Consider the following 20,786-nt stretch of genomic DNA (forward strand, 5'->3'; position numbering starts at 1 on the left):
TTGTCCGTTCCAAGCTGTTTATCTATCTATCATTCTTTGCACATTTCATCTTGTTTAAACGATGGATGTTGATTGATTGAGCACCTTCTCATATTGCTGAATGAGGTGCTTCGCATTATGTTCTGATGAATATTCTGTATGAACCATTTCATGAAGATCGCTTTTCACTTGCTCATTCCATCTGTTTTCATAAAGGCAGGCGTGAATCGCCTCTTTCAACTGACTCGCCGAACGTGGTTCAACGAGCAGGTGTTGATAGGTTGAAAATAAGGATGGGAGACCGCCAACCCGTGTTGCAATGACAGGTACTTTTAAAGCGAGCGCTTCTAGTACGACGGTTGGCATTCCTTCACTGTAGGACGGGAGTGCAAACAGATCAGCTGCCATTAAGTAGTCTCTCACCTGCTCATTCGGCACCTGCCCTGGGAGTATAATAGATGCTCCCGCCCGTTCCGTGAGCTCCTTTGCAAGGGGGCCTTTTCCGACAAAGACTGCTTTCACACCCTCCATGCTGCTGACAGCATCAGCTAATTCAAGCAAGCCCTTCTCTTTCACTAAACGCCCGACGAAAACAACGAGCTTATCTTGAAGCGGTAAACCTAAGTGCTTTCTGATGCCTTTTTGATCTTCATCCGTTCTGGAAAATGATTGGAGCGGAATACCAAGCGGAAGACATTTAGCTTCTACCTTCGTCATCTCATTTGTCTTTTTAGCCAGCTCCTCACTCACTGTCAGAACTACAGACGCCTGCTTCACCGCCGTTTCAAAGGCTGCCTGTGCCCCTTTGCTATAGCTCGGATATACGTTCACATCACTGCCGTGTAAGGTCAGAAGATAAGGGATTTGCGTTTCTTTCTGAATGACAGCCGCCGCTCCGCCAGACGGCATGGCAAAGTGCGCATGGATGAAATCTGGTGACAGCTGATGATGCTGCATTGCCCGGAGAACGGAAGCCGCTATTCGTTTACTCGGCTGTGCCCATTTCAGCTGTCCAGGGAGCGCTCGATAAGGCGGTCTGTAAACTGTCACTCCGTTCCGCACTTCCTGTTCAGGCAGCTCTTTTTTCTGCCGATAGGATGACTTGAGCATCCGTAAGACCGGCGGATTCACTGGATTAGGACAAATGACAGTCACTTCTATTCCTTGTTTGAGCAGCTCCTGCACTTGCGTTTCATGAAATACGCCCTCACTCGGATGTTTTTCACTAGGATATACACTTGTCAGCCATAGTACCTTCATGACGAACGACCTCTTCTCAATAATTTGCCTGCAGCCTGAGGATACATTTTGATGAGCAGCAAGCCATACAATGCAGCACTGACACAAACAGTCAGTAGTAATTGAAGTGAAATATCTGCTGATGTCAGCTTCATCCCTTGATGTAAAACTACCGCACAGACCGCCATGAGCAGCGTCATGACAGCAGGCCTTCCAAGTGATTTTAAATACACCTTCATATCAAGCTGAATGACATATGCCATAAGCCATCTGCCGACAATAAAGTTGAGCAGACTGACACCTGAGTAGATCCAAGCTACTGTGAGCAGACTGCCTGTAGTGACACCTGCATATAATGCGCAGCCATACACGATAAGCATCCCCGTATCCCAATAAAAGGCTAAGTCCGCTCTCCCTTTTGCAAGAAGGATTGAACCGTTTGGATTCATCAGCACACGCAGAAGGCCAACAATGCACAATATATTTAAAACCGGGACCGCTACTAGCCATTTCTCTCCAAACACGACTTCTATAAAGCTATCTGATACGGCAGCAAGGCCGATTAATAATGGAAAACTAACCAATGCGAGCATATTCGTCATACTTAGGAAGCCCTCTCGCAGCATGGAGTGATCCCGCTGACTTTTTGCGAAAACCGGGAAAGCCACTCTCGTCACAATCGGATTTATCTTCAGCACGGGTATTGTTACAATTTGATACGCCAAGCTGTAAATACCTAACGCTTCCGCTCCAAGAAACCGGCCGATTAAAATCATGTCGATGTTTGATCCTGCTCGGTTGACCAGTCTGGATGCGAGCTGGAATGCACCGAATGAGAAAAATTCCTTCACCTCTCCTAATGCAAAAACAGGTGCTGGACGCCACTTCTTCCAATAAGCCGCTGCATACATGAGACCTTTTCCTGATTGCAGCAGCACTTGAGAAATGACATAGGCGACAATCGGATTCATGAAGAAGGCGAAAACGAGTAAAACGAGCAGCGATATGATGGTCGCAATGGCTTCAATGGTGCTTAATGTTTTAAAGGCTAAGTCTTTTTGCATCATATACTGGTACTGCTGGCCAATCGGTGCGATCAGAAACATGATCGATAATAGCTTGAGCAGACCCTCTAGCTCTGGCCGGTTATAAAAAGCGGCTATCATTGGGCTTAGCAGGATGAGCAGACAAAACAAGATAATCCCTGTGAGCAGGTTGATCCAATATAATGTAGATAATTGACGTTCTGTCGTTTGTTCCTTTTGAATGATTGCTGCCCCAATTCCTAGATCTAGTAAAATCTGCGTAAATATTGTGACAGTTGTGATCATGCCAACGAGTCCAAACTCCTTGAGTGACATCACGTTCCCTAAAAAGGCGAACTGTGCAATTTGGATGATGGTGATGATCAATGCGGACAAGCTTGTCCATTTTGCCCCGCCTAGCATGCTTTTTTTCATACTTGCCATTTCTCTTCCCTACTTTACTTATCTGGCTCCGTCACCAGTCATGATGACTTTTAACGTTTTTACCATAATCTTCGTGTCGAGAGAAAATGTCAAGTTTTGAATATACTGTAAGTCATGTGTTAATTTTTCACTTGGACTCATTTCATATCCGCCATTTACTTGAGCAAGACCTGTCAGCCCCGGCTTTACCGCCAACCTTTTTGTGAAGCCTGGAATCGTCCGATTAAATTCTGCGGTAAACATCGGTCTTTCTGGACGAGGACCTACGATACTCATTTCTCCTTTTAACACGTTGATAAATTGCGGAAGTTCATCAATTCTTGTTTTACGGATGAATGCCCCCACTTTGGTGATACGCGGGTCATTTTTTTGCGCCCATTTCGCTCCTCCGCTTTCTGCGTCAATTCTCATCGATCTGAGCTTCCATAATTTAAAGTAAACACCGTCTTTCCCGACCCTTTCCTGCATATAAAAGGCTGGCCCTGGTGTTTCCAGCTTAATCAAAAGAGCAAACAGCAAAATGATTGGCGTACTCAACATCAATCCGATGAACGAGAACATTAAATCTATGAAACGTTTTGCAAATAAATAACGAACCATATGTTCTGTTAAGGCAAAAGAGTGATTTCGTCTCACTTCATATTCTCTGTAAAGATTCATCGCTTTCTCTGCACTCACTGACCTGCACCTCACCATTCAAAGTAGTTGTTGTGTAAAGAGATGTTCTATGAAAGTCAGTTTAGCAGAGCAACATTAAGCAAATGTAAATGCGCTGTTAAGTCTTGTAAAACTGTGTTAAGAATGTGCACTTATATCAAGTTATGCCCTTTTGAACGTAAAAAAGACCCGCAATTCTGCGGGTCTCCGGGTCTTTTCTTTATTTTGCTTTTACAGATTCGATCGTTTTTAATCGAAGTGTTCCGTTTGCATCTTTTGTATAGGTTACTTTTACTTTTGATTCTTCTTTTAAGCTGTTCACTTGTTTAGAAAATGTATTTCCGAATTGAATAGCTACTTCTTTTCCATCAATGTTGACAGCAATTGTATGTCCATCAGCCAAACCGACATATGTGCCTTCTTTGGTGACTTCATTTTTCTTATTAGTCGTTGATTCTTTCTTTGTTTTAGAGTCACCTTTAGAGTCAGCTTTTGATTGGTCTTTAGCAGGTTCTTCTTTTGTAATTTCTTTGCTTGAGCTGTCTTTTGCCTCTTCATCAGATTGACTTGCTGGCTCTTCTGTTTGAGCAGCTGTTTCTTTACTTTGATCATCTGATTTTTCATTTTTTGATGATTGATCTTCTGATTTTTTGTCCGCAGCCTTATCTTTGTTTTGATCGGCTGCTTCGGTTGTTTCTTTTTTGCTGTCATCCTTTTTGTTATCGCTTGATTGATTTGTTGTGCCGCACGCTGTGAGCAATACACCTAGAAGCAATACTAGAAACGGCATTGTGATTAATTTTTTCAAAATCGTCACCTCTTCATGATTTGTCGGTTTGCTGTCGTTTGAAGATTTATGTGTAAACCATTCACCTTCTATGTTTCAATTATAACAAACATAACCAAAAATGAAATGTATTTTTAACTTGACACTTCTTTTATCGGTTCATTTTGCGTCAAAGTAATTGGACACACCAGTTGTAATTCCAGAAGCCAGCCGATCCTTTGCAGTGGTAGATTTTAAAATACTCGCATCGATTGGACTTGTTACAAAGCCGGTTTCTAGCAAAATACTCGGCATTCTAGAATATTTGATGACGTAGAACCCTGCTGTTTTCACTCCGCGATCTTTTGTTCCAAGGGCACTGACCATTCGAGGCTGAACCTGTTGTGCCAGCTTGACACTATGAGCAGCCGCATATGTCGTATCATAATACGTCTCTGTTCCATTTGCACCGCTGTTATCATTTGCGTTGGCGTGGATACTGATGAAAATATCAGCATTGGCCTGCGCTCCTTTACTGACACGTGTCTGCAAGGAGTCAAATGTATCAGAAGTTCTCGACATGACAATAAGGGCACCTGCTTGGTGAAGCCTTGACCGCAGCTTTAATGCTACTTCTAAATTGATGTTCTTTTCAAGCAGCCCATTCCCTATCGCTCCCGCATCCTGCGCACCATGACCTGGATCAATAAAAATTGTTTCGCCTAACACCGCATTTTTCAACTGCGTGATGACATTCGTTTGAACGGTTGATGTTCCGCCTACCACAGAAAAAGCTGACATCTGTTTGGCTCCGATGACTTTTCTGATAGCATCCGGCACCGTTTGAGCGTCTGTAGGAAGAAGGGTTTGGCCCTGTTTCGCTGCTATACTTGCCGCAGCGGCTGCATCTGCATAGGCATACCCATAACTCATAAATGTTTGGCTTGTCTTCATTGGATACGTTTTAGCAATTTGGGCAGCCACCTCATACCGATTGGCTCCGCTTATTCTGACTGGTGATGGAAGCTTTTGAAAAGCCGTTTTATTGACACTTGCTTCTCCGCCGATCACAATGGTCCGCTTGACTGCTTTGTTTTTTAATAGATTGGCTGTTTCCTCTCGCAGTCCTTTCGCATCTGTTAATAAAATGGGATAGCCTTGTTTGGCAGCGTATGGAGCAATCGCGACAGCATCAGCATAAGCAGAACCATTCACGACGACTGCCGCACTAGCACTCTTCATGTGCTTCGCCACATTTGCTGCCAATTCATAGCGGTTCTTTCCTTGAATACGGGATACGGATAGATTCATCGCTTTTAACTGCTTCACGACTTTTTCAGAAATACTCGCAGTCCCGCCAAGTATCGTTACCCGCTTCGTTTTCAGCTGCTGCAACCCTGTCTTTACAGCACCTGAAAGACTGTCAGCATTCGTTAACAGGACTGGGGCCCCTTGCTGGTATGCATAAGGCACAGCACTCAGGGCATCTGCATAAGCATCACCGCCCACAAGAACAACGGCAGGCGCTTCCTGCCAGCCCCTTTTCGCGGCATTTACCGCCACCTCATACCGATTGCTTCCTTCTATCCTCGATACAGTGTGCTGGGCAAAAACGGATGGTGTATATAAACATAGTGAAATAGCAATCAGTAACATACATTTGTTATCAACACGCATGAAGTCAACCTCCTTGGTTTGAACCCTTCACCAAAGATGCTTCATGGACTTTTGAAAAAAGGCTGCCGAGTACGTTCTCGAGCAGCCTAAGAGGAGTATCTGAGGCACCCCTCAGGTTTGTGTTTTCTTATCTAAAATAACCTGACACACCGCTTGAAATGCCTGACGCTAATCGATCTTTATACGTAGCAGATTTCAAGATGTTTGAATCTACTGGACTGGAAACAAAACCAGTTTCCAAAAGAACGCTCGGCATCTTAGAATATTTAATGACGTAGAAGCCAGCTGTTTTCACACCACGGTCTCTTGTGCCTAGTGCACTGACCATTTTAGGCTGGATGTTTTGCGCCAGCTTCAGGCTGTTTGCAGCCGCATAGGTTTTGTCATAATACGTTTCTGTTCCATTTGCACTGCTGTTATCGTTTGAGTTTGCATGGACACTGATAAAGATATCTGCATTTGCTGACGCACCTTTGCTCACTCGTGTTTGAAGACTATCAAATGTGTCTGATGTTCTTGACATGGTCACAAGTGCACCAGCGTTGTTTAATTTCGTATTTAAACGCTTTGCTACATCTAAATTCAAATTCTTTTCATATAATCCGTATCCTACAGCTCCTGAATCATGCGCACCATGACCTGGATCAATGAATACTTTTTTCCCAACAGCCGGGTTTTTCAGCTGGTTCACAACAGTTGGTGTCACTGTATTGGTACTGCCTACGACAGTAAATTTGGTGATTTTCTTACTGCTCACTGTTGCTCTTGTTACTTTTGGCAGTGTCTTTTCATTCGTTAGAAGCAATGCTTTGTTTTGCTTCGCTGCAATGCCTGCAGCAGAAGATGAAGTGGCATAACCAAATCCTCTTCCTACATAGGTATTATTGACACTCATATTGTACTTTTTCACAATATTGGCCGCGACATCATAACGAGTCGAGCCTTTGATCCGTGTTGGTGATTTCAATTGGTTATAAGCTGCTTTTGTGACGTAATTCTCTCCGCCGACTACAATGGTTTGTTTCACATTGCTTGCTTTTGCAACAGAAGCGATTTCAGAACGAAGTCCCTTTTTATCTGTATATAGAATTGGGAATCCTTTTTGAGCTGCTACAGGTGCAATCGCAATCCCATGTGCATAGAAAGAACCCTCAACGACAACGACGCCTGCTGGCTTTTTCATTTTTTTCGCGATATTGGCAGATAGCTCATATCGGTTTTTTCCTGAAATACGCTGTGTGGAGATGCCCATTTTCTTCACTTGGTTGACCACGTTGTTTGACACACTTGATGTGCTGCCTAAAACGATCACCGTCTTTGTTTTTAATGAAGTTAAGGCTTTCTTTGTATCACCAGAAAGGCTTTTACTGTTAGTGTAAAGAACTGGTCCATTTTTTTGGTGTGCAAGTGGAATTCCTGCTGTTGCATCTGCATACGCAGTTTTCCCTACTAAAACGACTGTACTTGCAGTTCCCCATCCTTTTTTCGCTACGTTTGCCGCTACAGCATATCTGCTCCCGCCATCAATTCGTGAGACTGAATTGTCTGCCAAAGCTGTTGGAACGATAACGAAAATAGCGATGAGGCTGAGGATGGCTGTTTTCATCAATGAGCGCATCTTCTATGTCCTCCTTTTACCCTTTAATAGTTTGTTAGTTTTGTTCCTGGATAGTAGAACGAGAGTATGGAAGAATATGAGTTTCCAGATTCGGCTCTCGCTTTGGCTCCGTATTGGCTCATACCAATGCCGTGGCCATACCCTTTTCCTGAAATCGTGAAATCATTTGTATTGTTTTTGACTGACGCAAACGTGCTTTTCACCTTTGTTGCGCCCATAACTGATCGAAACTCGGTCATCTTCATACTTGCCGTTGTGCTTTTGTTTACCGAATATGTGCCTGTTTTGTTTTTCAGATGGTATGTCAGTTTGATCGATACCGTCTTCGCACGCTGGCCTTTTGTTTTCCCTGAGAACGTCAGGCTTGAGATCGATGCGATTTTCATATCAGATGCAGCAGTTTCTTTGTTTTTGAGCAGCCATGATTTCAGGCCGGCAAGGTCAGCTGCATTTGTCTCTTTTGCTTTAGACCATTGAGAAGCTGCTGTGCTAGCAGTCCATGTCGTGCCTAGTTGTTTTTTAGAGAGTTTCAGTGTCCATGGATTGACTGGATCTTTTGGATCCTTTTTGGCCACTAAGTATGGCAGTGCATTTCCCCATACTTCTTCACTTGCCTCTGTATAACCGCCATTGCTAGAGTAATAGGTTGCTGAAATGAGCTGATTGTTGTATTTCAGAACCTTTCCTTTTGTGGCATCGACCGCTTTTGTCGAATTTGTATACCAGTTATATCCTCCATATACTTGGAAGGCTGTTGTATCAGGGACGACTTTTCCAATACTTTTCACCGAATACGTTCTAGCAGCAACCGCCTGTGCTTTTAACGCTTCAACATTCCAGCTTGCAGGCATTTCATTTGGCACTACACCTTTTAAATAGTCTTCAAATGGAATATTTTCGAGAGTCGGCCTGATATACCCTGATTCAATTGCAAAGTTTACGCTGCCTAAATACGGCTTTCCTGCAATTTGAAGGACATTTTTTGTTGAATATTTCTCAGGAACAACTCTTACTGTGTTATACGTCTTTATGCCTTTTAATGAAATTTTTCCGTTAGAAATATTCAATTGGTAGTTTTGATTTTTTTTCAGATAGACTTGTTTGGCTAATGAGTTTTTCAAGCTATCTTTAATTGCACTTGTGCTGCCAGCAAGATGATAAGCATATGTACCTTTTTCCTTCAGCAGTGCTTTTAAAGACGCTGTGACAGAATCGGGCTTTACATACACAACCGTACTGTTAGATTTTGCAGCCAATTGAGACAGCGGCATCGCATAAATATAGCTAGAGGCTTTTGCCAAATAAACTTTATCTGCATTAATATTTAATTTCTTTATAATATTCACAGATAATTCATAGCGATTGGCACCGCTGATTCTTGTCACCTGTGAGGTTTTTTTGATTTGATTTTCAACTTTTTGTCCAGTACTTTTCGTACTGCCGATGATGATCACTTTACTTGGCATTCTATAAGACGGAATGGAATCTTTTTTTGTTAACAGGATAGGGTATCCCTTTCTCGATGCGTAGGATGCAATGGCAATCCCATTCATAAATGAGTTCCCGCCGACAACGACAGCTTGCTTATAGTTACCCATTTCTTTAGCGATTTTTTGGGAGATTTCAAACTTATCTTTTCCACTAATACGTCTGACTTTGCCATACTTTTTAATAGACTTCTCAGCAGCTGTTGAAATGCTTTTCGTATTTCCGACAATCAGAATATTATCCGGCTTCATTTTCTTGAGCTGGTTTTCTGTTGTTTTCGTCAGTTTTTCAATATTCGTATACAAAATAGGTGCGCCCAGTTTGTATGCTAACGGTGATACAGAAATTGCATGATCAAATGCATCACGACTGACAATGACAACAGTTGATGGGTTTTTCCAGCCAGCAGATGCGATGCTGTTGGCTACTTCGTATCTATTTTTGCCGTCATATCTTTTTGTCACAGCAACATTTGATCCTGATAGCTTGTATTCCCCAGTTGTTGAGATATCCATGCTTGTTTTGTTTCCGATATAATTAGACAATTTCACTGAAATTGCCGAGCTTGCCATGGCAGACTGAAAGGGTGCAACTAGTAGAGTCAGTATCATGAGAACGATTAGTGTAACGCCTGTTTTCTTCAATTTTGTTCATCCCGCCCATCTTTTTTACTTCTGTTTTTCAATCTTCTGGATTTCCTTTTGACCACTGTCATTAATAAAGTAAGAGATTTCTACTGTGTCTCCTGGTTTAAATTCATTTAACACATCTTTAAAATTATCCGTAAATTCATAGCTTAGGGTCGTATTCACTTTTTTCACTTCGACTGTATGTGCATCAGCCATTCCAATAAATTCAGCTTTCTCTTCCAGTACCTGAGGAGTTGAACTGCTTGTCTTGTTTTCTCCTGAGGACTGCTCAGCCGTTCCACATGCTGTGAGCACGATACCTAGTAGCAGTATTAAGAACGGTAAAACGACGATTTTCTTCATTTTTTTCACCTCATGTCTTTGTATCGTCTTATAAGTTATTATTTTAAGGTAAATTTAAGGTTTTTTGAAACCTTTTTTTTGTTACAACGTCTATATCTAGGTTCAGAGTAAAAAAATAACTTGTTTATCAAGATTCGTAAACCTATAATCATGGAAGAATCATAGAAAAGGTGAGGGACATTATGAGAGCTGAAAGAAAAAGAAAGAAGAAAAAGGTTCTTTGGATTGTTTTATCGATTATTGGCTTATTCGTATTAGCAACTGGCGGATACGCATATCATCTTTGGAACACAGCAGCATCGACCGTCGCAGGCATTCAGGAGAATTTAAAGAAGTCAGATAAGCGTGACAAAGATGTCGATTTAAGTAAGAAAGACCCGATTTCTATTTTAGTCATGGGTGTCGATGAACGAAAAAATGACCGAGGCCGTGCAGATACATTAATATACATGACAGTAAATCCAAAAACGAAAACGACCGAGATGGTGAGCATCCCGCGTGATACGTATACGAAGATTGTCGGAAAAGGCACAATGGATAAAATCAACCACTCCTATGCATTCGGCGGTACACAAATGGCAGCAGATACTGTAGAGGAACTGCTTGATGTACCTGTTGATTACTTTGTCAAAGTGAACATGGAAAGCTTCAAAGATATTGTTGATACACTTGGCGGTATTACAGTAAATAGCACGTTTGCATTTAGTTATGACGGCCATTCATTTGGTACAGGAGAAATTAACCTGAATGGGGATCAAGCCCTTGCCTATACGAGAATGAGAAAGCAAGATCCAAAAGGTGACTTCGGACGTCAGCAAAGACAGCGTCAGGTCATTGAAGGCATCATTGCAAAAGGTGCCAACATTTCATCTATTACGAAATTCGGCGATATGTTCAAAGTCGTGGAAAATAATATGAAGACAAACATGTCATTTGACGATATGTGGACGATGATGAATGATTATCGTGATGCAAGACAGCATGTGGAGCAGCACGAGTTGAAAGGATCAGGCACACGTATCAATAACATTTATTACTACCAGCTTGATGACAGCAGTCTTGCGAATGTGAAGAAGGAATTGAAGGAAAGTTTGGAGCAGTAAAAAAGAAGACTACAGAAATGTAGTCTTCTTTTTTTATGATTGAAATGGAATTGGTTTTTCTTCACTTAATCCAAAACGATGAAGAAGCTCTTCGACAATTCGTTTTGACGCTTGTCCATCACCATATGGATTAGACGCCTTCGACATGTTGTCGTACTCTTTCTGATCGACTAACAGCTGTTTTGCCATGTTGTAAATGGTCTCTTCATCTGTACCCGCGAGCTTCAGCGTGCCAGCTTTCACACCTTCAGGGCGTTCTGTTGTATCTCGCAGAACTAATACTGGCTTCCCAAGAGAAGGCGCCTCCTCTTGGACACCGCCAGAATCCGTTAATATAAAGTGTGAGGCAGCAGCGAAGTTATGGAAATCAACGACTTCAAGCGGCTCAATTAAGTGCACACGATCAAGATCACTGAATTCTGTTTGAGCCGCATCACGAACAGCAGGGTTTAAATGTACAGGATATACAACCTGAACATCTTCAAACTCTTCTACAATACGTCTAATCGCTCTAAACATGTTTTTCATCGGTTGGCCGAGATTCTCCCTGCGATGAGCCGTTAACAAAATCATTTTATCTGTGCCTATTTTCTCTAAAATAGGGTGTTGATACTGCTCTGTAACCGTTGTTTGTAACGCATCAATCGCAGTATTCCCCGTCACACAAATCGTCTCTTCTTTTTTATTTTCAATTAAAAGATTCTGCTTTGCCTCATTTGTAGGAGCAAAATGAATATCAGCAATAGTGCCTGTCATTTGTCGGTTCAATTCTTCAGGGAACGGCGAGTATTTATTGTGTGTTCTTAAACCCGCTTCAACGTGACCAACCGAAATTTGGTGGTAGAATGCGGCCAAGCTTCCTGCAAAGGTTGTTGTTGTGTCTCCATGAACAAGGACAATATCAGGTTTTTCCTCTTGGAATAGTTGATCTAGTTTCAAGAGTGCATTTGATGTGATTTCGGATAATGTCTGGCGCTGTTTCATGATGTTTAAATCATGATCAGGCGTAATAGAAAAAGCCTCAAGGACTTGATCAAGCATTTCTCTATGCTGAGCTGTTACAGTAACAATCGAATTTATCTGTGGATGTTTATTCAGTTCAAGGACAAGTGGTGCCATTTTGATTGCTTCAGGTCTAGTACCGAAAATAGTCATTACATTTAGTTTTTTCACTTGTTTATGCCTCTTTCCTAGTATAGTACTTTCAATTATACACAATTGGGAGGGTAAAATTAATGATATAAAAAAAGAAATTTACATTGAATTAACGTTAAATTTCTCTTTCCTTTACATTTTACATATAAAATATGAATTATCTAAAAGTCATTTTAGTGAAATCATTTGTCTTTCCTATGATTTGTAAGTTACACTTTAAACAGACGACCAAGAACAAACATCGAAATATGAAATCGGTTATCTATGTAAGGAAGGTGCAAAGTTCATTGAAAAAAGTACGTAAAGCCATTATACCAGCTGCAGGTCTTGGGACACGTTTCCTCCCTGCAACAAAAGCGATGCCTAAAGAAATGCTCCCAATCGTTGATAAACCAACCATTCAATATATTATTGAAGAAGCTGTTGAATCAGGAATCGAAGACATTATTATCGTCACTGGAAAAGGAAAAAGAGCCATTGAGGATCATTTTGATTTTGCACCAGAGCTAGAGCGTAATCTTGAGGAAAAGGGAAAGAGCGAGCTTTTAGAAAAAGTGAGAAAGTCCTCTAACATTGCTGACATTCATTACATACGTCAAAAAGAGCCGAAAGGACTTGGACACGCCGTTTGGTGCGCACGCAACTTTATCGGTGATGAGCCTTTTGCTGTTTTATTAGGTGATGACATTGTTCAAGCCGAAACGCCTGGGCTTCGCCAGCTGATGGACGAATACGAAAAAACCCTTTCATCTGTCATCGGTGTTCAGCAAGTAGCGGACAGCGATACACATCGCTATGGGATTATCGACCCTCTTACACAAGAAGGACGCCGCTATCAAGTCAAAAACTTTGTTGAAAAGCCGCCGCAAGGAACAGCACCATCGAACCTAGCCATCTTAGGGCGCTACATTTTCACGCCAGAGATCTTTATGTACCTCGATCAGCAAGAAATTGGTGCAGGCGGAGAAATTCAGCTAACAGATGCCATTCAAAAGCTGAATGACATTCAGCGCGTATTTGCCTATGATTTCGAAGGGAAACGATACGATGTCGGCGAGAAGCAAGGCTTCATCGAAACGACGCTTGAGTTTGCTCTTCAGGATGAAGAATTGAAAAAGAAACTCATTCCATTTATGAAACAGCTTCTCGAAAAAGAAGAAGTGAATTAAAAAAAGCTGCCGGCATCGGCAGCTTTTTTATTTAATGACTGAAATAGTCAGTGTATGCTGTTCATTATCAATGACAAACAGGTTGTTTTCACCCTTCACTGCGAACTTTGTTCGTTTCTCATTCATCCAGACATCTTGTTCTGTCAGCCCAAGTGTGGAAGGAGAAATTGGCATAATGTCGCGAAACATAATCGTGTTTGCCTGACCATTTTGAATGACATAGTCGGTTTTCTCTGTGGTCAATCGCTCAATCATATCTCCTTGATCATTTTTCACTGAACTCAGCGTTTGCATTCTCTGTTTCAGCACAGATTTTTCTTTTCCAAGGAAAGAAAGTAAATACTCATACGAACCTGCCGATGCAGGCGATACATAGGAATTAAACTGTCCTGGTCCAATGGATAATGACTTTAAAATCTCTGCATTTTGAAGCGCAGCAGGTTTAACAAAATACGTTTCTGACGCAGTTTTAATTTGAACGGTTTGTTTATTTTCAGCCACAGCCTGTACTTCTTGTCCAAATGTCAAAGTGACATCGGCCTTTTTTTTCATGGCTTGGTCTTTGTAAACCTTGAGGGGATCAGCCGTGACAATCGCCTGTTGATCCACCTTTTTCATATCAGGCGCTCCTTTGGTCTGCGTGTTCTTCGACTGAGGCGCTTCTGTCTTATCTGATGGGATTGCACCAAATGTCGCCAATGTACGAAGCGGGCGATCTGAAAACATCGATAAGGCTAGCAATATCGTTAAGACCGCTAAAACTGTCACTTGAAATGCGGGGCCAAACAATGAACGCCGTTTTCCATTCTCTTGATAACGAGACACCTTTTCTGTCTTCTGTACGCCTTTGCGGCCTTCTTTATGTTTCAATTGATATTCTTTTTTCTCTTTCTTGGAAAGCTTGTTAAACCACTCAACAAACTCCTTATATTCCTTCACGACCTTTTTCGTATCATCAAACATACGAAGCTCACCATAATGCATCCAAGCCACCCGATCACAGATTTTTTGGATTTGGCTAATAGAGTGACTGACAAAAAAGATCGTCTTTCCTTGTTCTTTGAATTCTGTAATGCGGTCCACACATTTTTGATAGAAGGTTTGGTCTCCAACAGACAGTGCTTCATCAATAATCAGGATATCTGGATCGATATGCGCTGAAATGGCAAAGCCAAGACGTGATTTCATTCCACTTGAATAGCTCTTAACTGGCTGGTCAATAAAGTCGCCAATATCCGCAAACTCTACGATTTTTTCATAAAGCTCATCTATCTCTTTATTCGTCAGTCCCATCATTAAGCACTTTAAACGAATGTTGTCTTTTCCGCTTAACTGGTTGTTCAGCCCTGCTGCAATGGCAATTAACGAAGGCTGGCCGTCCATATCAATTTCACCACTTGTCGGTGGAATGATTTTCGCTAGAAGGTTCGACATTGTCGATTTCCCCGATCCGTTAATTCCTACAAAACCAATTGTCTCGCCTTCATATACATCAAAGGACACATCACGAACAGCAAAAAAACCTTTTTCATTTTTATTAGGAAAAAACAGCCCTTTAATCTTATCTGACTGCTTTTTATATAGGACGTATTGCTTGGATACGTTTCGAAACGAAACCTTTAGTTTCATCGTATAATCTCCTTACTTTTTAAAGAAAATCGACAAATTTATCCCTAAATTTCATATGAAGCAATGAACCGACTGTTAAAAGAAGAAGCGTGATCAGCCAAAAATAAAGTGTGTATTTGACATCATGGAAGAACCATTCTCCCTTTAACAAACTATTTCTAAAACCATCAATAATGTAGAAAAGAGGATTCAATTTTAATATGTCCCCAATCCACGCTTTGTCTCCAGTGAGCTTCTCTGAGATATTCCAAAAAATCGGCAGCAAAAAGAAAAGTAATCGTGTCACAGATTGTAAAAGAAATTGATAGTCTCTCACGAGTACGCTAATCGTGGAATTAAACAAACTAAACGAAAACATAAAAGCGATCATACAAATAAGATAGTATATATATTGCAACCAATGTGCGTCAGGATAGATGCCATAGGAAATCAGCACAATCAGATAGACACCCATCATAACAAAGTAGCTGAACAAGTTGGACATAATCACCACAGACGGAAGCGCACTAATCGGAAAATTCATTTTCGATACCATATTAATGCGTTTAAACACACTGTTTGATCCATCAAGAATGGTCGGACTAATGAAAAACCACGGGATTAATCCGGCAAGCATCCAGATGATAAATGGAATCTCCACGCCGCCAATGACAATTGGCTGTCCTCCGCGAATGCCCATACCAAAAACAAACCAGTAAGCCAGCATTTGAATCAATGGATTTAAAAACTGCCATAAAACACCTAAATAATTCATCTGATATTTTGATTTTGTTTCATAAACAGCAAGTCGCATAATCAGCGGGAATGAGCTGATTTGCTCCTTTAGTATCGTCAACATTGCGTTCATTCTAATCTTCCTTAGATATAAGTTTTTGGGATTACTTTTTTAAAAAGCACCGCTCATAATTGTAACAGATAACGATACACATTTCATCTTATAACAAAAGTCATGCACGTCAAACTAGAAGACAAAAAACCCCTGAATCCTTTCAATCATAGATTCAGGGGGCATGAGACATTAGATAATTTGATGCTCTTTTAAGAAATCTGTAATTCTTTTCGTATTTTGATTATCGTTAAAGCTGTTAATTTTCAAGTATTTTTCTTTATATTCATCTTCCACGACATACTCATTCTCAATCGCATGTTTGACAATACGAATAAGCTCTTGAGTATTATATGCAATCGGTCCTGGTGCATTTTCTTCGTTTACAGGAGGAATCGCTTTATACTGTCTAATCAAGTAATCTTTTTCTTCCCAATAAAAAATAGGGTATGCTCCTCTATATTGTGCATCATAAATAGCAGAAGAGTAATCAGTGATAAACACCTTTGATACTTTTAGCGCTTCTGATGGATTATCAGAAATAATATGTTTATACTGAGGCAGGTTTTGATAAACGTACTGAGAAAATTTGTTATGCGGTACAATTAACAAACGATCAAGAAGACCTGCTTCTTCAAAGCTTTTAATGATTTTAATCAGAACTCTATAGTAAGATGTTTCTTCGATTCTATTTGTATATATTAGCCCCTCTTCCCAATAGCGGTAAGTTGGCATAAAGGCGATCTTATCTGCACCGTCTACTAATTTGGCATGATCAAAGGTTGCGAGGCCTGTCAAAATCAAATCCTCACGGTCATATTTCATTTTGTAAAATTCACCAGCCTCTAGTTCAGAACTGATGACTGATTTATAAATATTATATTGGTTCTTGTCTTTATGGAATCCAAAGGCCATTGGATTATCAACTGGTTTCGCAAACATTATTCCATGCTGCAAAAAGACAAGTGGTACGCTCATAATTCTCTCTCTAAGATGATCAATATATAATCTATCGTTCAGAACATGGTTAGATAACTCACTTGAAATAAAATAGCTGGCATTGAAGATACTTAAATAATGTCTCAGACTATATTTCGGAATGATTCCCTTTCCATACTTAGCTTTAAGTGCCGGATAAGCACTTGATTTCTTATTAAGAATAAAGTAATTTCTTGAGTCTGTTTGACAATTCTCTTGTACATAGTCATACACTCTAATAGCGGATTCATCTGCTTTATCACTCTTTTTCTCAAAAAACAAATTCACACGATAATTCTTGTCTTTATAGAATGATGATAAGATACTCGCTATTTTTATTTTTACTTTACTAAATAAAGAATATTCCTGTGAATAAGGAATAATGGTTGATGTCACATTTCCAAATAGATTTGTTCTTAGTACTTGAAGCTTGTCCCCATTCTTTTTCGTGATATATGTTTTCACCTTTTTATCTCTTTTTTTCAGCCTTAAACTATGGATAATTCGGTTATCATTGCCAACGAATAGGTTATTATGGATTCTGCTGTCTAAGTCAAGATCATTTAACGAAATTTTAAAGAAACCATACCTTTTTAAGAATTTGATTTTTCTAAATGGTCTTATAAATTTCGCCACTTGGTGATCAGAATTTCTAATGTACAGATATTCATACTTTTGGTCTGAATTATACGCGTAATGTGTCAGTCTTCCATAAACATAAAAGCTATTAAACAAACTAAAAATACGTAGTCTTGATGTATGTTTTGTAACAAGATAAGGGTTTCCTCTTACTAAGTAAACACCATTCGTTCTTACATATATGTAATACCTTTGTTTATTAATCACCAAAATATTGAGGATATTATCTTCTTTGAATTGCTCTAATGTATCTTTACCAAAAACTTTGAGCGGCTGATATCTAGGAACAAGTCTAAAGTTGACGATTTTCTTTTGCTCAGTCACCTTATTTAAAATTTTGATTTGATTACGATTATTCACAGTCACTTCAATATCTTTATGTTCCTGCATCACATCAAACAAAATTTTCCTTACATTTAGTTCTTTATTTTGGCAATCATACGTAACAACAAAGTTGAAGGGACTATATTGGATAAAGGAGATGTCTACAAATCTTTTTTCTGCCCCGTGAATTTTCAAATCCATTTTATAATTCCGATTGATCTCATCAACGTTCAGCAGCCCTGAGAATAATAACAGTTCCTCTTCGCCTCTAAATAAGCCATAGCGGTCTAACCCTAATTGTTTGACATATATATCTTCAAATTGATTGTTAATGTCAATAGGATGTATTTGATTTGATTGAAGGATGTCAGAGCTTTCTTTGACAATATACAAGTTCTGATCCTTAGAATAGAGATAGATCATTTCATTAGAATGATCTATTGAAGATTCAAAAATCATCTGATCCTTAACATTAATTTCACAAATCTTCTTTGATTCGTTTACAATTAGCTCTTTAAATTCAAAAGTACATAACTTCTCTATGTCATCAATATATAACACTAACTTTTGTTCATCTAAATTAAGAATTTCAATAAAATTATGATAAAGTTTGTACATTGAAGCACCTCTATATTATTTTCAGCATTTTTACAGTACCGGATAATCTTATCTAAATTTAGCATGTTTACTGTTAAATTTCTATGTTTTTTTATTTTTACCATTACATTTAAATATGTGTACAATGGAATAAAAAAAACAAAAAAGTACCGTTCTACTAAGCGAAGAACGGTACTTTTTAAACTATTTTTCAGAAAACACTACTTCAACGACCCGCTTCGAAGATTCTCCAGTCTCTAAGTAACAGAATTTCTCATAAAACGGTGCAAATGAAGCTGGTAGTGTAAAGTCTGGCTGTTCTGTTTCTCTCACCCAGTCAATGACACTTGCTGTCTCTTTCACAAGTGGTCCAGGTGCTTCTTGTTCAAAGTCGAAGTAGAAGCCTCTGAGCTTGTCACGATATGTTTCAATGTCTGGCACATAGAACAGCATCGGACGTTTGAGGTTTGCATAATCAAAGAACACCGACGAGTAATCTGTGATGAGCAGATCTGAAATCATATAAAGGTCTCTAATGTCTTCGTAATGAGAGAAGTCATAGGCAAAGCCTTCATACGGCCCTAAATCAAAGTTTTCAGCAACTAGATAGTGCATACGCAGAATGATGATATATTCATCTCCGATTGCAGCTCTGAGTTCATGCAGATCAAGGTCTAAATCAAATTTGTACTGCCCTTTTTTATAAAATTGGTCGTCTCTCCATGTCGGTGCGTATAAGATCAATTTTTTATCGAGCGGCAGGTTCATTTTTTGTTTCAGTGCTCTCATCGTTTCTTCATTGTTTTGATTGTGAAGGAAGTCATTTCTCGGATATCCTGACTCAATCATGGTCTTTTGGAATTGGAACGCACGTGTAAAGATTTCAGTCGAGTAGGCATTTGGAGAAATGAGATAATCCCAATTCGATGCTTCTTTTGTGAAATTCTTTTTGTATTTCTTCGTGTTTGTTCCAGGCATATGCACCTCGTCCATGTCCATTGCCAGCCGTTTTAACGGCGTACCGTGCCAAGTCTGCAAGTATGTTGTGTGATCTGGCTTTGGAACCCATAGCGGCAAACGGCTGTTTACGACCCAATACTCGGCTCTTGCCATCGCAAAGATCCATTTTAATGACAGACGATTGATATAGTAGATGCCTTTTTCCTTAAACGGTGCTTCATGACCCTTTTTAACGCTCCAGATCAGCGTATATTCAGGGTGATGTTCTTTCATATACTCATAAATCCCACGCGGGTTACAACTGAATTGTTTTCCGTTAAAACTTTCAAAAACAACCGTTTTCTTTTTCACAGACAGCTTACTCGCCAGTTTAAAGGTCGTTTTAAACGTTCTTGTCACAAGACGGTTACGGACTTTTTTGATTTTACTGATCTTCTTTTTGAATTTCTTCCACTTGCTTTTGACGTAATACTTGGCACGTGTTTTCATTGTGTAATCATTAATACGGATGCCAAGCGTTTGTCTTTTTTTCTTTCGGTACACTTCATATCGAATCGGTACATCGTTTCGTTTATGAATTTGAACAAGTCCTTTGAGTTTGTTCGAGCGGTCACCAAGCACTAAAGAAGTGGTTGTTAATGTTTCCTCTACACCGTTTACATCGCAGATAAATTCAAGATAGAAGCGATATACAAAGCGTTTGTTTAATGAATAGGTCAATTCCTCTAAAGGGACTTCTGCTAAAAATTGATAAAGCTGTGGTACATGTTGATCATCACGGTATTCGATCACTTCATCTTTTATATGGGTGATATTGACCGGAAAACGATGCTCGATTGGTTCTTCACCATTTTTCTTCAATAGAAGCTTTGCTTCTTTGATCTCATACGGATGTTCTGCACTTAGAACGCCTGCATAACCAGACAAAGCTAACATACATCCTTTGTTGAGCTCGATATGATTGAATTTCACAACCTTTAGCTCACGCTTGATTTTCAAAGAAGCATTCCCTTTGTCTGTACGGTATGGAATGATACACAGCATGGCGTCTTTATTTTCTAAAAAGGTCAGCTCAGGCTTTTCTATTTCCATTTTTAAACGGCGTTTATAGTTTGACGTTTTCTCTTCAGATTCAATATCTGTATTGATATCCGCTTCTTTTACTTCTTCTTCCTCTTCTTCGGAATCAGAATCATAAGCTGAGTCCTCAAGCTCGTCCTCATCCTCTTCTTTGTTTGTGCTCAAATAGTCCGTGACATACAAGTTATATGTCTGGCCTTGCTCTAACGCAAGCGGCAGCGATGCTTCATTCAATACCAATTTGAATAGATTCTCTTCTTGATGAACAAGCGGAAGGAAAAGTTCTTGTTTCGAAACTCTCTCCCTCATAAACAAATAAAATTCTCTATCTGTTAATGGCATGTCATCGTTGATGCGAATCAGCATTTCTAGTTTCTCATGATGATTTTTTAACCCTTCAACGACACTCTTCTTATGAATTCCCTCTTCAATCATTAATCG

15 protein-coding genes are annotated in these 20,786 nt (G+C 39.8%); 2 read left to right on the forward strand and 13 right to left on the reverse strand.

From position 1 onward, the window contains the following. Window positions 1–54 precede the first annotated feature (54 nt). The 8 genes from MHB67_RS16315 to MHB67_RS16350 all read right to left on the reverse strand — a co-directional run bounded on the left by MHB67_RS16315 (window position 55) and on the right by MHB67_RS16350 (window position 9,885). Window positions 55–1,239, reverse strand: a complete 1,185-nt coding sequence (locus tag MHB67_RS16315; RefSeq protein WP_342492638.1) for a glycosyltransferase family 4 protein — start codon at window positions 1,237–1,239, stop codon at window positions 55–57. Beyond that, the gene (locus tag MHB67_RS16320) at window positions 1,236–2,687 is read right to left on the reverse strand and encodes an MOP flippase family protein (protein ID WP_342492639.1); all 1,452 of its coding nucleotides are present in this window, start codon (window positions 2,685–2,687) and stop codon (window positions 1,236–1,238) included. The genes MHB67_RS16315 and MHB67_RS16320 overlap by 4 nt, the downstream gene beginning before the upstream one ends. Before the next feature lie 18 nt (window positions 2,688–2,705). Then, window positions 2,706–3,365 (reverse strand): exopolysaccharide biosynthesis polyprenyl glycosylphosphotransferase, encoded by a 660-nt coding sequence (locus tag MHB67_RS16325; RefSeq protein ID WP_024423636.1) that lies wholly within the window; start codon window positions 3,363–3,365, stop codon window positions 2,706–2,708. A 199-nt stretch (window positions 3,366–3,564) separates the two neighbouring features. After that, window positions 3,565–4,161, reverse strand: a complete 597-nt coding sequence (locus MHB67_RS16330; protein ID WP_243837411.1) for a hypothetical protein — start codon at window positions 4,159–4,161, stop codon at window positions 3,565–3,567. Between the two features lie 129 nt (window positions 4,162–4,290). Further along, window positions 4,291–5,787: a cell wall-binding repeat-containing protein gene (locus tag MHB67_RS16335; RefSeq protein ID WP_133744502.1), complete on the reverse strand. Its 1,497-nt coding sequence runs from the start codon at window positions 5,785–5,787 to the stop codon at window positions 4,291–4,293. A 127-nt stretch (window positions 5,788–5,914) separates the two neighbouring features. Further along, window positions 5,915–7,405 (reverse strand): N-acetylmuramoyl-L-alanine amidase, encoded by a 1,491-nt coding sequence (locus MHB67_RS16340; RefSeq protein WP_065214836.1) that lies wholly within the window; start codon window positions 7,403–7,405, stop codon window positions 5,915–5,917. Window positions 7,406–7,428: 23 nt separating this feature from the next. Next, on the reverse strand, window positions 7,429–9,537 hold the full coding sequence (locus MHB67_RS16345; RefSeq protein ID WP_044335385.1) for a SpoIID/LytB domain-containing protein: 2,109 nt from the start codon (window positions 9,535–9,537) through the stop codon (window positions 7,429–7,431). 24 nt (window positions 9,538–9,561) lie between these two features. Next, window positions 9,562–9,885, reverse strand: coding sequence for a hypothetical protein (locus MHB67_RS16350; protein ID WP_024423640.1), 324 nt, complete (start codon window positions 9,883–9,885; stop codon window positions 9,562–9,564). Between the two features lie 182 nt (window positions 9,886–10,067). On the opposite strand from MHB67_RS16350, the gene MHB67_RS16355 reads away from it, so the two are divergent. After that, window positions 10,068–10,988 carry a LytR family transcriptional regulator gene (locus MHB67_RS16355; RefSeq protein WP_041108045.1) on the forward strand — a complete coding sequence of 307 codons (921 nt, stop codon included), beginning with the start codon at window positions 10,068–10,070 and terminating at the stop codon, window positions 10,986–10,988. 33 nt (window positions 10,989–11,021) lie between these two features. Here MHB67_RS16355 and wecB read toward each other — a convergent pair whose 3' ends face one another. Beyond that, a complete protein-coding gene (wecB, locus tag MHB67_RS16360; RefSeq protein ID WP_342492640.1) occupies window positions 11,022–12,161 on the reverse strand; it encodes a UDP-N-acetylglucosamine 2-epimerase (non-hydrolyzing) in 1,140 nt (379 codons plus the stop codon). Between the two features lie 269 nt (window positions 12,162–12,430). Here wecB and galU point away from each other — a divergent pair, with 269 nt between their 5' ends. Then, on the forward strand, window positions 12,431–13,312 hold the full coding sequence (galU, locus tag MHB67_RS16365; protein ID WP_008343198.1) for a UTP--glucose-1-phosphate uridylyltransferase GalU: 882 nt from the start codon (window positions 12,431–12,433) through the stop codon (window positions 13,310–13,312). A 27-nt stretch (window positions 13,313–13,339) separates the two neighbouring features. Here the strand turns inward: galU and tagH are convergent, their stop codons facing one another. From tagH to MHB67_RS16385, 4 genes are all read right to left on the reverse strand, one after another. After that, the gene (tagH, locus tag MHB67_RS16370; protein ID WP_342492641.1) at window positions 13,340–14,941 is read right to left on the reverse strand and encodes a teichoic acids export ABC transporter ATP-binding subunit TagH; all 1,602 of its coding nucleotides are present in this window, start codon (window positions 14,939–14,941) and stop codon (window positions 13,340–13,342) included. A 19-nt stretch (window positions 14,942–14,960) separates the two neighbouring features. Further along, window positions 14,961–15,788 carry an ABC transporter permease gene (locus tag MHB67_RS16375; protein ID WP_024423644.1) on the reverse strand — a complete coding sequence of 276 codons (828 nt, stop codon included), beginning with the start codon at window positions 15,786–15,788 and terminating at the stop codon, window positions 14,961–14,963. A 171-nt stretch (window positions 15,789–15,959) separates the two neighbouring features. Then, entirely contained in the window at window positions 15,960–18,326 is a 2,367-nt protein-coding gene (locus MHB67_RS16380) for a CDP-glycerol glycerophosphotransferase family protein (RefSeq protein ID WP_133744499.1), read from the reverse strand. Between the two features lie 183 nt (window positions 18,327–18,509). After that, window positions 18,510–20,780 carry a CDP-glycerol glycerophosphotransferase family protein gene (locus MHB67_RS16385; RefSeq protein ID WP_073207615.1) on the reverse strand — a complete coding sequence of 757 codons (2,271 nt, stop codon included), beginning with the start codon at window positions 20,778–20,780 and terminating at the stop codon, window positions 18,510–18,512. Window positions 20,781–20,786: the final 6 nt, after the last annotated feature.

Origin of the sequence: Bacillus sp. FSL H8-0516 (assembly GCF_038635285.1) — a bacterium.
Classification (GTDB): domain Bacteria; phylum Bacillota; class Bacilli; order Bacillales; family Bacillaceae; genus Bacillus; species Bacillus safensis.